Origin of the sequence: Rhizobium sp. Root1203 (assembly GCF_001424945.1) — a bacterium.
Taxonomy (GTDB): Bacteria; Pseudomonadota; Alphaproteobacteria; order Rhizobiales; family Rhizobiaceae; genus Rhizobium.
Window position 1 is genome coordinate 666,967 of record NZ_LMCW01000001.1, and the last position, 13,343, is coordinate 680,309.

Genomic DNA, 13,343 nt, shown 5'->3' on the forward strand with positions numbered 1-13,343 from the left:
TTGTTTTTCAAAGAGATGCATCTGATATCGGAATCCGGATCCGGCCAAGGCGGGCAGCCGGTGTGAGCCTCGGATTCTATCTCCGAACAAATCACCCCAAGCGATTCAAAAGATTCACGGAAACAGTCGAACAGGGCGCCGCAAAGCCCTGGTTCATCGCCTTTGCCGGCGTGTTCCACCTATTCGGAGTGTTTAGCAATGGCCGACTTTTCCAACGATGCCTGGCTCTGGGCGACCAGGGTGCTGGGTGCATCGGCGGGTGCCGCCGTGTCGCTCGTCTATCTCGTGCCGAAGAGCCGGCGCGAGGCGGCGAGCCGGTTCTTCACCGGCCTTGCCTGCGGCACGATCTTCGGCACGCCGACCGGCATCTGGATAGCCGAACGGCTGGCGCTTGCGGACCGGCTTTCGGTGTCCGAGGTGATCCTCTCGGGCTCGGCGGCATCGAGCCTCTGCGCCTGGTGGGGGCTTGGCATCCTCTCGCGCATCGCCGGACGCTACGGCGCACGCAACCGCTAGAGACACTTCGGCAAAAGTGCGCAGCGGTTCTGCGTCCGGAATTGCCCGACCGCGAATTTCCGACAACGAGGAGTATGACCATGACCGCAAGCCGCGCGCTGGCGCGATCACCCGTGGCTGTCGACAGCCGCAAGTTCGTCAATCTGGAGCTTCGCGGGCTGAAGCGCGACGGCAGCTTTTCCGGCTATGCCAGCGTCTTCGGCGAGGTCGATCTCGGCAAGGACGCGATCGAGCGCGGCGCCTTTCGCAAATCGCTCGCCGAGCGCGGGGCGGGCGGCGTGCGCATGCTCTTCCAGCACGACCCGGCCGAGCCGATCGGCGCCTGGAAAACGATCCGCGAGGATAGCCGCGGGCTCTATGTCGAGGGTGTCCTGGCCGATGGCGTCTCCCGTGCCCGCGAGGTCCATCAGCTCCTGAAGAACGGCGCCCTCGACGGACTTTCGATCGGCTTCCGCACGGTCAGGGCGAAGACCGATGCGAAATCGGGCGTGCGGCGCATCCTGGAGGCCGACCTCTGGGAGATCTCGGTGGTGACCTTCCCGATGCTGCCGTCTGCCCGCGTGCAGAACATCAAGAATGCGCGGTGGTTCCGCGACAAGGAGACCGAGCTCGTCCGCGCCATGCGCCGGGCGGCACGGCTGATGCTGAGAGAAACCTTCAGATAGGACCAACCCATGACCGACATGCACACTGCCTTGAAGACGGCGCCGGAGATCAAGGCGGCGCCCGAGATGACCGCCGCCTTCGACGAGTTCATGGAGGCCTTCGAGGCCTTCAAGGAAACCAATGACCGCCGCCTCGGCGAGATCGAGGAGAAGCTGACCTCCGACGTCGTCACCCGCGACAAGATGGACCGTATCAACCGCGCGATGGACGAGCAGAAGAAGGTGCTCGACCAGCTGGCGCTGAAGAAAGCGCGGCCGCCGCTCGGCCGGTCCGGTGCCGCGGGCATCGAGACGACCGAGCACAAGGCGGCCTTCGAGCAGTACATCAGACGCGGCGACGAGACGGGCCTGCGTGACATCGAGGCGAAGGCCATGTCGTCGGGCTCCGGCGCGGATGGTGGCTACCTCGTACCCTCCGAAACCGACAGTGAAATCGGCCGCCGCCTTTCCGTAGCCTCGCCGATCCGGTCGCTCGCGACGGTGCGCCAGGTGTCCAGCTCGATCCTGAAGAAACCCTTTGCGACAACAGGCATGGCATCCGGTTGGGTCGCGGAGACGGCAGCGCGGCCGCAGACCAACAGCGCCCAGCTCGCCGAGCTGTCCTTCCCGACCATGGAACTCTATGCGATGCCGGCGGCGACGCAGGCGCTGCTGGACGACGCGGCGGTCGATATCGAGGGCTGGATCTCGAGCGAGGTCGACACCGTCTTCGCCGAACAGGAGGGTACCGCCTTTGTCAGCGGCGACGGCATCAACAAGCCGAAGGGCTTCCTCGCCTATGCCGCCGTTGCCGAGAGCGCCTGGAGCTGGGGCAGTCTCGGCTACATCGCAACCGGTGCCGCGGGTGCCTTCAGGGCAACCGGCGCTTCCGACACGCTGATCGACACGATCTATGCGCTGAAGGCGGGGCACCGACGGAACGCGAACTTCGTGATGAACCGCAAGGCGCAGGCCGAGGTGCGCAAGCTGAAGGATGCCGACGGGCGCTATCTCTGGCAGCCGCCCGCAATGGCAGGCGAGGCCGCCACGCTGGCCGGGTTCCCGGTGGCGGAGGCCGAGGATATGCCCGATATCGCAGCCAATGCGATGTCCATCGCCTTCGGCGATTTCCGCGCCGGCTATCTCGTCGTCGACCGGACGGGTGTTCGCGTGCTCCGCGATCCCTATTCCGCCAAGCCCTACGTGCTGTTCTACACGACCAAGCGCGTCGGCGGCGGCGTGCAGAATTTCGAGGCGATCAAGCTCATCAAGTTCGCGGAGAGCTGATTTGCCTCGGCGGCACCCCTCGTCCGGCTGCCCACTGTTCTCCCCGAGGGGAGAAGGGACCCGGGGTCGGACGAGGGGGCCACGCGGCGGCCCGTCACCAACGCAAAATTCAGGAATCCATATGACCTACGTACCTATTACCCCGCCCGCCGCGGAGGCGCTGACGCTGGCCGAGGTCAAAGCCCATCTGCGGCTCGACGACGGCAACGAAGACGCGCTTCTGGTATCCCTGATCCGCACCGCCCGCGAACACCTGGAGCGCAGCACCGGCCTCTGCCTGATCGCCCAGGGCTTTCGCGTCTATCTTGATTCAATACCTGAGGGCGGCGTGATTCCGATTGCCAGAGGACCGGTGCAAAGCATTGAAAGCCTGACGCTTTACGATCCATTCGGCGAAGCGGTTGCGCAGCCGCTGGCGGGCCACGTCCTCGACGGAAATTCCCATCCGGCCCGGCTGATCCTCAATCGCATCGTCAACACGGCACGGGCGATCAATGGTATCGAGATCGAGTTCACCGCGGGTTTCGGCGAAAGTGGTGCCGATGTTCCGGATGTGCTGAAGCGGGCGATGCTGATGCATGTCTCCCGGATGTTTGCCTTTCGCGGCGCGGTTGCCGCAGAGGATCAACCGGCCGACACTCCTGTCGGCTACGCTCGCCTCATCGCTCCCTTCGTCATGCGGAGGCTCTGATGCGATCGGTGTTCCTCGATCCCGGCGAGATGACGGCGCGACTGGAGCTGGAAGTGCCTGTGGAGACGTCGGACGGGCAGGGCGGCGCCACTGTTGCCTTCGTGTCGATCGGCTCACTCTGGGCGAGGGTCGAACCTGTCGGCGAGGTGCGCGGAGAACAGGCGGGCGCAGAGGTTTTCACGCTCACGCACCGCATCTGGCTTCGGTTCCGAAGCGACATCAAGGCCGGCATGCGGTTTTCCAAGGGCGCCCGCGTCTTCGCGATCGGCACCTGGCGCGACCCGGACGAAACCGGCTGCTATCTCGTCTGCCTCTGCGAGGAGGAAGGCCGATGACGGCCCTGCAGGTCACATTGCGGAATCTCGCGGAGGTTCTCGCGAAGCTCGCGCGCGATGCCGCACAAAAGAGCGAGAAACAGGGGAGGGCCGGATGAGCGCTGCCAATGAATTGCTTTCGGCGATCCACGCCCGCCTGATCGGGGACACCGAACTCAGCGTTGTGATCGGTCTCGACGGTATCCGTGACAGGTACATGACGGGGGGGAACCTTCCCTGCATCGTGATCGGCGACCTTGCGACCAACGACTATTCGACCTCGACCGAAGCCGGAGAGGAACATCTGCTGACGCTTGAGGTGTGGTCCGAAGCCAGCGGCCGCAAGCAGGCACAGCAGATTGCTGCGTCGATCCGTGCTTTGCTGGCCAATGCGTCCCTGCCGCTTGAAACGCATCTCCTCGTTAACCTGCAGCATGTCGCCACGCTGACGCGGCGGGAAGCGAAAGCGAGGCTCTTTGTCGCCGCGCTCAGGTTCAGGGCAGTAACGGAATCGATGCTCTAGCGCCTCGCACCAGCGTCATCAGCATCAGGACGAAGCCCAGCGACATCGTAGCCAGCGCCGCGCACGTGGCGATCGCCATGCCTGCACCCGCGCGGTCGAGGATGGCGGTGAAGACGACCGGGGCGAATGCGTTCGCGAGATTTTGCGGCAGCGAGAGGCGGGCGGATTGCAGACCGTATTCACGCGGTGAAAACAGGGCGAGCGGTAACAGAGCGCGGGCAACGGTCATTACGCCGGAGCCGAACCCGTAGAGCAGAATGAAGATGATGAGCAGGGGTGTCGACGCCGGCACGGCGAGCATCAGAAGGAAGCTCGAAACCATCAGGCTCACGCCCATTGCGGCACTCAGGATCGGGTTGCCGCGCTTGCCGAGCAGCATGTCCATGAACCGCGCCGAGATGCCGATGACGCCACGCGCCGAACCGAGTTGCAGCGCCAACGCCGGGGAGGCGCCGGACTGGCGGAAGATCTCCAGCAGCGAGGGCGACAAGCCGAATGTGACGAAGGTCGAGACCGTGGTCGCAGCTGCGATCAGCAGAAAAGCCTTGCGCTGTGCTTTTGGCGAAAGCGGCACCGGCGCGGCTTGGACGGCAGCGCCGTCAGTATGGCGCGCGATCGGCTTCGGCAGTGCAAACAGGTGCAACGGCAGGCAGATGAAGAGTTGCAGGGCCGCGCAGATCAGGAATGTGAGCCGCCAGCCGACGGTTTCGTTGAGAAGGCTGAGAGCGGGCCAGAAAATCGCGCCTGAAAGACCGGTGAAGAGCATCAGGATCGCGATCACGCGTTTGCTGCCGGCCCCCTCGCGTTCGACGACGGCGGTATAGCAGGATGCGGACAGGCCGAACGCACCACCGGCGCCGATTGCGATCCAGGCCAGCACGTAGAGCACGATCCCGTTTGCGGCGGCCAACAGAAGCAGCCCGATCGTGAAGGTGATGGACGCGGCGGCAAGCACACGAGCGGCGCCGTAGCGCCCTAGCCAGCGGCCTGTTGCCGGGCCTGCAATGGCGCTGACGACCATCATGATCGTCAGGCCGCCGAACACGACCTCGTTCGGCAGGCCGAGATCGGGTGCGATGACCCGGCCCATGACGCCCAGCATATCGAAGCTGGTGCCCCAGCCGATCAGCTGCGTCACGGCAAGGACGGCGACCGTCTGCGCCGAGCGCAGGGAGAAAGATGCAGACATCGGCGGCGGGATGCTTTGACGCATTGAAGAGCAGAAGACAGGCGGTCTCGTAGCAGCTAGGCCGGCTGGTTGAAAGTGACAAGTTGATGACATTGGCGGGCGTCCTCGAGGGCGCCTTTTTCTTTGAAAGGAACGACGCGATGGCAGCGCAAAAGGGCAAGGACCTGCTTCTCAGGATATTCAACGGTACAGCCTATGAAGCGGTCGCGGGCTTGCGCTCGAAGCGGCTCGCCTTCAACGCCGAGACTGTCGACGTGACGGACGCGGAAAGCGTCGGGCGCTGGCGCGAATTGCTGGGCGGAGCGGGCGTCCAGCGCGCTTCCGTGTCCGGCGCCGGAATTTTCAAGGATGCCGTCTCCGATGGTCTGGTGCGCGGTGCCTTCTTCAATGCCTCGATCCTGAGCTGGCAGATCGTCGTCCCCGGTTTCGGCACCGTCACGGGACCCTTTCAGGCCACCGCGCTCGAATATTCCGGCCAGCACAATGGCGAGGTGATGTTCGAACTGGCGCTGGAATCGGCCGGCCCCATCAGCTTCGGAGCGCTTTGATGCGGCCGGCGGGTGCAAGGGCGAACCGGCGCCGCGGCGAGATCGAAGCGGTGATCGATGGCGAAACGCGGATCCTCTGCCTGACGCTCGGCGCGTTGGCCGAACTCGAGACGGCATTTTCCGTTGATAGTCTCGCGGGTCTTGCGGAACGCTTCGCCGACGGCCGCCTGAAGGCGGCCGACATGATCCGCATCATCGGCGCAGGACTTCGCGGCGGCGGCAACCTCTATTCGGATGACGCGGTCGCCGACGCCAATGTCGAAGGCGGCATTGGCGTCTACGCCGCAATTATCGGCGATCTTCTGGCGGCAACCTTCGCAGGCCCGGGCGGGGAGACGTCGACGCGCCCCCTGTAGCCGCAGCGGACAGCACGGTCGAACCTGACGCTGCGCCGTTCCCCTGGACGCGCGTCCTGCATGTCGGCCTCTGCCTGCTGCGGCTTCCTCCCGCCACGTTCTGGGCGATGACGCCCTTCGAATTCCACGCCGCAGCCGGGGGGCTTGCGCCGCGCGGCTCCGCCATCTCGCGGACGGATCTGGATGGCCTGCTCGCCCGGTTTCCGGATGCGACGGCGGCTGCGTAAACCAAGGTGAGACAATGGAAAACGACGACACGGACCTCCCGGCAATGACAGGGCAGGCCGAAACGCTGGAGCGTGCGCTGGGCGTCCTCGAGACGCGCTCGCGTTCCTTCGGATCGGCGCTGTCGAGCGCCCTGCGCAGTGCCGCCGATGGTGGCAAGGGCCTCGACGACGTGCTGCGGAGCCTCGGCAGCCGGCTGACGGACATCGCGCTGGCTGCCGGGCTGAAACCGCTGGAAACGATGATCTCAGGTGCCGCCTCCAATCTGCTCGGCGGCTTCGGCAAGCTGCTGCCGTTCGCCGATGGCGGTGTCGTCTCGCGGCCGACCTATTTTCCGATGGGGGGCGACATCGGGCTGATGGGGGAGGCCGGCAGCGAGGCGATCCTGCCGCTGAAACGCGGCGCGGACGGTTCGCTCGGCGTTGCAGCCTCCGGGACCGCAGGCACGTCGCAGATCGTCTTCAACGTGACGGCCGCCGACGCCCAGAGCTTCCTGAAGAGCGAGGCGCAGATTTCCTCCATGCTGGCGCGGACGGCAATGCGCGGCCAGCGCAACCTTTGAGGCTTCCATGACAGGCGGGTTCCACGAGGTGCGCTTTCCGCTGCGCCTGTCGCTCTCGACGAGCGGCGGCCCGGTGCGGCGCACCGATATCGTCAACCTCTCGAACGGTCGCGAGAGCCGCAACAGCCGCTGGCGGGATGCACGCCGAAATTACGATGCCGGCTCCGGCCTGCGGTCGCTGGCCGACCTCTACGATGTGCTCGAGTTCTTCGAAGCGCGCGGCGGCGAGCTCTATGGCTTCCGCTTCCGCGATCCGGTCGACTGGAAATCCGGACGGCCCGACAAGCCCGTGACGGCAATCGATCAGCCGATCGGTGCGGGCGACGGCGCGACGGCGAGCTTCGCGCTTGCAAAGACCTATGGCGATGCGGCCGCAAGCAGCGTGCGTCGGATCGGCAAGCCGATAGCGGGCTCGGTGGTCGTGGCGGTCGCCGGAGTGCCGCAGCCGTTCGCGGCTTTCGTCTGCGATCCCGCGACCGGTATCGTGACCTTTGCCGGAGACGTCATTCCGGCGGCGGGCGCGGCGGTGACGGCGGGCTTCGAGTTCGATGTGCCCGTTCGCTTCGCGACCGGCCGTATCGACGTCAATCTCTCCGCTTTCAACGCCGGGCGCATCCCCAGCATACCGCTGACGGAGATCGCGCCATGAGACCGATCCCCGCAGCACTGCAGGCGCATCTGGATGGCGATGCAACGACGGTGTGCCACGCCTGGCGCGTGACGCGGCACGACGGCATCGTGCTGGGGTTCACCGAGCACGATCACGGTCTCGCATTCGACGGCACCGCATTTCTCGCCGCCAGCGGTTTTTCCGCGAGCGTATCCGAACAGGAGGCCGGATTGCCGGCGTCGACCAGCGAGGTTGCGGGGGGCTTCTCCAGTGACGCTATCGCCGAGGAAGACCTGGCGCTCGGCCGCTACGACGGCGCCCGGGTCGAGGTATTCCTCGTCAACTGGGCCGCGCCGGAGCAGTACATGCTGCTGAAGGTTCAGGAAATCGGCGAGGTGACGCGCGATGCCGGTGGCTTCCGGGCGGAGCTCCGCAGCTTTGCCAGCCGGTTGAACCAACCGCAGGGGCGCATCTATGGGCGCCGGTGCGATGCAACGCTCGGAGACGCGCGCTGCGGTATCGATCTGTCGCGGCTGCAATTTCGCGCGGAGGGGATCGTGGTGTCGGCGCCGGACGCGAGCCGCCTTGTCCTCGCCGGCGTCGGCCCCGTAGCCGACGGCTTCTTCCGCTTCGGGGTGCTCGCCTTCATCGACGGCGAATACCGGGGACAGCGCGCCGACATCGAAGCGCAGGCCGTCGTCGACGGCATGATGGAGATCACGCTCTGGCTGCCGCTCGACAGGGCGCCGTTGCCGGGCGATCGCGTGGCGCTCACCGGCGGATGCGACAAGTCCTTCGCCACCTGTCGAGCGAAGTTTTCCAACCATCTGAATTTCCGAGGTTTCCCGCACATGCCGGGGGCCGATTTCGCCTACACCTATGCGGACGGCGAAACCGTTCACGACGGGAGCCCACTGTTCAAATGACGACCATTGCGGACGACGTCCTGGTGCTGGCCGAGAGCTGGATCGGCACGCCCTACAGGCATCAGGCCTCTCTGAGAGGTGTGGGATGCGATTGCCTCGGCCTGATCCGCGGCATCTGGCGGGATCTCTACGGCAACGATCCCGAACCGCCGCCGCTCTATGCACCGGATTGGGCCGAGCGGAGCGGCGAGGATCGGCTGTTGAATGCGGCGCACAGGCATTTCGGGCCGCCGGTTCCGTTGGCGCAGGCGCGTGCCGGGGATGTTCTTCTCTTCCGCTGGCGGCCTGAGATCGCCGCGAAGCACGCCGGTATTCTCTGCCGGGAACGGCACTTCATCCACGCCTACGAACAGGTCGCGGTGATCCGTTCTCCCCTGGTGCCGAGCTGGCGCAGGCGGATCGCGGCCGTGTTCCGGTTTCCGGAGAAATAGATGGCAACCCTTCTCTTTCAGGCAGCCGGCGCCGCCCTTGGCAGCGTCTTCGGTCCCGTCGGCGCGATCATCGGCCGGGCGGCCGGGGCCCTCGCTGGCAGCGTCGTCGACCGCGCACTGATCGGCGGCAGTTCCACCGTGCGCGGGGCGCAGCTCTCGACGGCGCGAATCCCCGGTGCGGACGAAGGTGCGGCGATCATCCGGGTCTACGGAACGGCCCGTATCGGCGGCACCATGATCTGGGCGACACGCTTCGAGGAGCAGGTGACAACGGAGCGGAAAGGCGGAAAATCCTCGGGTGGCACGAGAGTGGAAACCTTCCGCTACTTTGCCAATCTGGCAGTCGGGCTGTGCGAGGGGCCAATTGCCTGCGTCCGCCGTGTCTGGGCCGATGGCAAGGAACTCGATCTCACGAGGATGGAGATGCGTGTCTATCCCGGCAGCGGCGATCAGATGCCCGATCCCCTCATCGAGGCCAAGCAGGGTGCCGGCAACGCTCCTGCCTACCGCGGCCTCGCCTATGTGGTTTTCGAGCGGTTGCCGCTGGATGCGTACGGAAACCGGATCCCGCTGCTGCAATTCGAGGTGGTTCGTCCGATCGGCGCGCTCGAGAACAATATCAGGGCCGTCTGCATCATTCCCGGAGCGACGGAGCATGGCTACCGCACTCTCGCTGTTTCCGAGGGTTCCGGTGCGGGAAGTGCCCGCGTCCTCAACCGGAACAGCCGGCAGGGATCGACGGACTGGCAGGTGTCCCTCGATGAGCTGACAGGGCTCTGCCCCCGCCTGGAGCGGGTGGCGCTGGTCGTTTCGTGGTTCGGCACGGATCTGCGGGCCGGTGCGTGCCGCGTCCTACCGGGCGTCGAGGTGGCCGGCCGCAGCAACGAGAGCGCGCCCTGGTCCGTTTCCGGCGTCGACCGTGCGCAGGCCCACGTCATCAGCCGCGTCAACGGCGGGCCCGCCTATGGAGGTACGCCTGACGACGCCAGCGTGGTGTCGGCGATCGCCGATCTGAAGGCGCGGGGACTGGAGGTCTACCTTTATCCGTTCCTGATGATGGACATTCCCTCCGGCAACTCCTTGCCGGATCCCTATGGCGAGGCGGCGCAGGCCGCCTATCCCTGGCGCGGGCGCATAACCTGCTGTCCTGCCGCGGGGCAGGCCGGAACCGTCGATCGCACGGCACAGGCGCGCAACCAGTTGCTGGCATTTGCAGGCGTGGCGAGCCCGAGCCACTTCGCGGTCTCGGGGCAGCAGGTGATCCATCAGGGCGGCGAGGAGAGCTACAGGCGCTTCGTCCTGCACTATGCGCAGCTCGCACTGGCGGCTGGTGGGGTCGACGGCTTCGTCATCGGTTCGGAGCTGCGCGGATTGACCGAGGTGCGCGACGACAACGGCGCGTTCCCTTTCGTGGATGCGCTGATCTCGCTGGCCTCGGATGTGAAAGGCCTGCTCCCGTCGGCAAGGCTGACTTACGGCGCCGACTGGAGCGAGTATTTCGGCCACCACCCGGCAGACGGCAGCGGCGACGTCTATTTCAACCTCGATCCCCTTTGGGCCTCGCCTGCCATCGATGCGATCGGCATCGACAACTACATGCCGCTTTCCGACTGGCGTGACGACGATCTGGCCAATGCCAATCCGGACGGCTTCCGTCTGGCGGACGATCCGGATGCGATGACGGCGGCGATCGGCTCGGGCGAAGGCTTCGACTGGTACTATGAGAACGCGGCGGAGCGCCGGGCGCGCGTGCGGCGCCCGATTGCCGACGGGCAGGCGGGAAAGCACTGGGTCTTCCGCTACAAGGACATCGCCGGATGGTGGACAAATTCCCACTACGACCGTGTCGGCGGCGTCGAACGCACCGTCCCGACGGCGTGGATACCGGCAAGCAAGCCGGTCTGGTTCACCGAGCTTGGATGCGCAGCCGTCGACAAGGGTGCCAACCAGCCGAACGTCTTTGCCGATCCGAAATCCGCCGAGAGCGGCGCTCCCCATTTTTCGAGGGGCATGCGCTCCGACAGCATCCAACGCCGCTTTCTGGAGGCGCATCACGATTGGTGGGCAGGCGATAGGGTGCCGGCCGGAATGGTCGATCCCGCGCATCTGTTCATCTGGTCGTGGGACGCGCGGCCCTATCCGGCCTTTCCGCAACGCGCCGATGTATGGAGCGACGGCGCCAACTGGTGGACCGGCCATTGGCTGAACGGCAGGCTCGGCGGCGGCACGCTTGCCGACGTGATCGCGGCGGTGCTGCGCGACCACGGCGTTGCGGATTTCGACGTCTCGGAGGTCGGCGGTGATCTGACCGGCTACGTGCAAGGCGACCTCATTTCCGCCCGCAGCCTGATAGAGCCGCTGCTGCAGGCGTTCCAGATCGATGCGTTCGAGCATGCCGGCCTCCTGCGGTTCCGCTCGCGCGCACGGGCGAGCCTTCCGGCTTTCCCGCTCGAAACGCTCGTCGATCGCGAGGACGAACCGCTCTGGCAGGAAACACGCGGTCACGACAGCGATTTCGCCGCCGAGGCGGTCCTGACCTTCTACAATCCGGAGCTCGACTATGCGCAGGCAAGCGTGCGCTCGCACCGTGCCGCGCAGACGACGAGCCGGGTGATCAGGCAGGATCTGCCGGCGGTCATCTCGGAGGAAACGGCCCTTGCAGCGGCAGAGGCGCTGTTGCGCGACCATCGCATGGCCCGCCGTTCCGTTCGCTTCTCGCTGCCTTTCGGCGAGCTTCGCGTCCAGCCGGGTGATGTCGTGACACTGCCTGCAGGGCCGCCAGGGCGTTTCCTGATATCGCGGATCGAGGACGGCGATGCCCGCCGGATCGAGGCACGCGAATTCGCGCCGTCCAGCGGCGGCGGTCCGAGGATGTCTGTAGACGGGCGGGAACGTGGCGAGGCGTCCAGCCTGTTTGCGCCGCTCGTGCACCTGCTGGATCTGCCGCGGCTCGATGGCGGCGATGCAGCCACATTTGCGCGCGCCGCGGTTTTCGCAAAGCCCTGGCGCACGGTCGGTCTGTCATCCTCCCCGACGCAGGAGGGCTATCAGGGGAGGGTCCTCCTCGATCGCCCGGCAAGGATCGGCAAGCTGGCCGCGCCGCTCGTGGCCGGCGTCAGCGGCCGCTTCGACTGGGCGCAGGCGCTGGTTGTCGATCTGCCCTACGGCGATCTTTCGTCCGAACCTGCGGTCTCGGTCCTGAACGGCGCCAACCTGGCGGCTGTGCTGTCCGCGAACGGCGTGTGGGAGGTCCTTGCCTTCTCGCAGGCCGAGGAGACCGACAGTGGGCGCTGGCGTTTGCGCGGCCTGCTGCGCGCGCTGTCCGGCACGGAGGATGCAATGGAGTCAGGCGCGCCGGCCGGCTCGGCAGTGGTCCTGCTCGACGGTGCGGTGAAGCCGCTTGGAATTCGCGGCGACGAGATGGGGCTTCGGCTGAACTGGATTGCCGAGGCCGCGGGCGCCGCGGAAAAGGCGGGGCCATTCGCCTTCGAGGGCGGTTTGCGCGCTCTGACGCCGCTGTCTCCCGTCCACCTGCGTGGCGTCCGAAACGACGGCGGCAATATCGTCGTTTCCTGGACAAGGCGCGGGCGCGACAACGCAGACAGCTGGATCGGCACGGACATTCCACTCGACGAACCGTTCGAGCGCTATCGTGTCGAGATCATGGACGGCGCAACCGTCGTGAGAGTTGCCGAGGTCGACCGATCGGAATGGACCTACCCGCGGGCCGACGAGACAGCGGATTTCGGCGGTCGGCAAGTCAGCCTGTCGGTGCGGATCCGGCAGGTAGGGGAGCGCATCCCGCTGGGTATTCCGGCGAAAGCGACATTGTCAGTGTGACGTCTCATGAAAGGAGAAAAAGACATGAGCGACTTGAAATACTGGTACAGCTCAAAGACGATTTGGGGGGCATTGATCTCTGTCGGCGCGTCGCTGATGCACTTTTCCGGTGTGAGAGTCGGCGCCGCGGACCAAACCCAGATCGTCGACGCCATCGTCAGTATTACCGGCGCGGTCGGTGGCCTGCTGGCCGTCTACGGGCGGGTTACGGCCAAAGCTGCAATCAAGCCCGCATCGTGATCGGAGCATGGCTTGCGAGGGGCGGACGTTCTCCGCACCTCGCAGGTTTTCCACTGTCGAATGCCTTTAAGCGCTACTCTCAAATCGTTCTAAGCATCAGGCATTACAGTGCATTCATTTGCCATTCAGGTGGCTTGAGTACATAGTCGGGCCAAGTTGATATCCATTGAAAGCATAGCACATGGCCTCTCCTTTGAGCGTCGCAGCGTTGGCCGCCGGGCTGGCGGTATCGTCGCCCTCACCGGACAATTCGCGCAACTTTATCGTGCGCGTAGCAGGCGATTGCAGCGCAGCCGCACAACAAGTCGTGGAAAAGACGGGCGGGCAATTGCTCTCCGTCCAGCCTTCCGGCGACAGTTGCATCATCACGGTTCTGGTTCAGGGCAACGGTCAGCGCCCGCGCAAGGTAACCGTCAAGGTTCCGATGTAGGCAGAATCGGC

Annotated in this window: 16 protein-coding genes and 1 pseudogene; 16 read left to right on the forward strand and 1 reads right to left on the reverse strand. The window is 65.6% G+C overall.

The genetic code is table 11. The features are described 5' to 3' along the window. Nucleotides 1-198 precede the first annotated feature (198 nt). From ASC97_RS03315 to ASC97_RS03340, 6 genes are all read left to right on the forward strand, one after another. Nucleotides 199-516 carry a DUF6107 family protein gene (locus ASC97_RS03315; protein WP_057466897.1) on the forward strand — a complete coding sequence of 106 codons (318 nt, stop codon included), beginning with the start codon at nucleotides 199-201 and terminating at the stop codon, nucleotides 514-516. Between the two features lie 80 nt (nucleotides 517-596). Next, nucleotides 597-1,181 carry an HK97 family phage prohead protease gene (locus tag ASC97_RS03320; protein ID WP_057466898.1) on the forward strand — a complete coding sequence of 195 codons (585 nt, stop codon included), beginning with the start codon at nucleotides 597-599 and terminating at the stop codon, nucleotides 1,179-1,181. Nucleotides 1,182-1,190: 9 nt separating this feature from the next. Further along, complete coding sequence (locus ASC97_RS03325) at nucleotides 1,191-2,447, forward strand: phage major capsid protein (protein ID WP_057466899.1); 1,257 nt, start codon at nucleotides 1,191-1,193, stop codon at nucleotides 2,445-2,447. A 121-nt stretch (nucleotides 2,448-2,568) separates the two neighbouring features. Next, complete coding sequence (locus tag ASC97_RS03330; RefSeq protein ID WP_057466900.1) at nucleotides 2,569-3,138, forward strand: head-tail connector protein; 570 nt, start codon at nucleotides 2,569-2,571, stop codon at nucleotides 3,136-3,138. After that, nucleotides 3,138-3,473 (forward strand): phage head closure protein, encoded by a 336-nt coding sequence (locus ASC97_RS03335; protein ID WP_057466901.1) that lies wholly within the window; start codon nucleotides 3,138-3,140, stop codon nucleotides 3,471-3,473. Before ASC97_RS03330 ends, ASC97_RS03335 begins: the two co-directional genes overlap by 1 nt. Before the next feature lie 94 nt (nucleotides 3,474-3,567). After that, entirely contained in the window at nucleotides 3,568-3,975 is a 408-nt protein-coding gene (locus tag ASC97_RS03340) for a DUF3168 domain-containing protein (RefSeq protein WP_057466902.1), read from the forward strand. On the opposite strand, the gene ASC97_RS03345 is transcribed toward ASC97_RS03340, so the two are convergent. Then, nucleotides 3,947-5,164, reverse strand: a complete 1,218-nt coding sequence (locus ASC97_RS03345) for an MFS transporter (RefSeq protein WP_057467005.1) — start codon at nucleotides 5,162-5,164, stop codon at nucleotides 3,947-3,949. The genes ASC97_RS03340 and ASC97_RS03345 overlap by 29 nt on opposite strands. Before the next feature lie 140 nt (nucleotides 5,165-5,304). Between ASC97_RS03345 and ASC97_RS03350 the strand changes: the two genes are divergently transcribed. From ASC97_RS03350 to ASC97_RS03390, 10 genes and pseudogenes are all read left to right on the forward strand, one after another. Beyond that, nucleotides 5,305-5,712 (forward strand): phage major tail protein, TP901-1 family, encoded by a 408-nt coding sequence (locus tag ASC97_RS03350; RefSeq protein ID WP_057467006.1) that lies wholly within the window; start codon nucleotides 5,305-5,307, stop codon nucleotides 5,710-5,712. Next, nucleotides 5,712-6,068, forward strand: a complete 357-nt coding sequence (locus ASC97_RS03355) for a gene transfer agent family protein (protein WP_057466903.1) — start codon at nucleotides 5,712-5,714, stop codon at nucleotides 6,066-6,068. The genes ASC97_RS03350 and ASC97_RS03355 overlap by 1 nt, the downstream gene beginning before the upstream one ends. 47 nt (nucleotides 6,069-6,115) lie before the next feature. Next, nucleotides 6,116-6,295 (forward strand): annotated as a pseudogene (locus ASC97_RS32510) (rcc01693 family protein); the annotation flags it as partial. A 14-nt stretch (nucleotides 6,296-6,309) separates the two neighbouring features. Further along, nucleotides 6,310-6,855 (forward strand): phage tail tape measure protein, encoded by a 546-nt coding sequence (locus ASC97_RS03360; protein ID WP_057466904.1) that lies wholly within the window; start codon nucleotides 6,310-6,312, stop codon nucleotides 6,853-6,855. A 7-nt stretch (nucleotides 6,856-6,862) separates the two neighbouring features. Next, complete coding sequence (locus ASC97_RS03365) at nucleotides 6,863-7,504, forward strand: DUF2460 domain-containing protein (RefSeq protein ID WP_057466905.1); 642 nt, start codon at nucleotides 6,863-6,865, stop codon at nucleotides 7,502-7,504. After that, entirely contained in the window at nucleotides 7,501-8,391 is an 891-nt protein-coding gene (locus ASC97_RS03370) for a DUF2163 domain-containing protein (RefSeq protein ID WP_057466906.1), read from the forward strand. The genes ASC97_RS03365 and ASC97_RS03370 overlap by 4 nt, the downstream gene beginning before the upstream one ends. Continuing rightward, a complete protein-coding gene (locus ASC97_RS03375; protein ID WP_057466907.1) occupies nucleotides 8,388-8,822 on the forward strand; it encodes an NlpC/P60 family protein in 435 nt (144 codons plus the stop codon). Before ASC97_RS03370 ends, ASC97_RS03375 begins: the two co-directional genes overlap by 4 nt. After that, on the forward strand, nucleotides 8,823-12,662 hold the full coding sequence (locus ASC97_RS03380; RefSeq protein ID WP_057466908.1) for a baseplate multidomain protein megatron: 3,840 nt from the start codon (nucleotides 8,823-8,825) through the stop codon (nucleotides 12,660-12,662). Between the two features lie 24 nt (nucleotides 12,663-12,686). Then, nucleotides 12,687-12,902 carry a hypothetical protein gene (locus tag ASC97_RS03385; RefSeq protein WP_057466909.1) on the forward strand — a complete coding sequence of 72 codons (216 nt, stop codon included), beginning with the start codon at nucleotides 12,687-12,689 and terminating at the stop codon, nucleotides 12,900-12,902. Nucleotides 12,903-13,083: 181 nt separating this feature from the next. Next, nucleotides 13,084-13,332, forward strand: a complete 249-nt coding sequence (locus tag ASC97_RS03390; RefSeq protein WP_037062162.1) for a hypothetical protein — start codon at nucleotides 13,084-13,086, stop codon at nucleotides 13,330-13,332. Nucleotides 13,333-13,343: the final 11 nt, after the last annotated feature.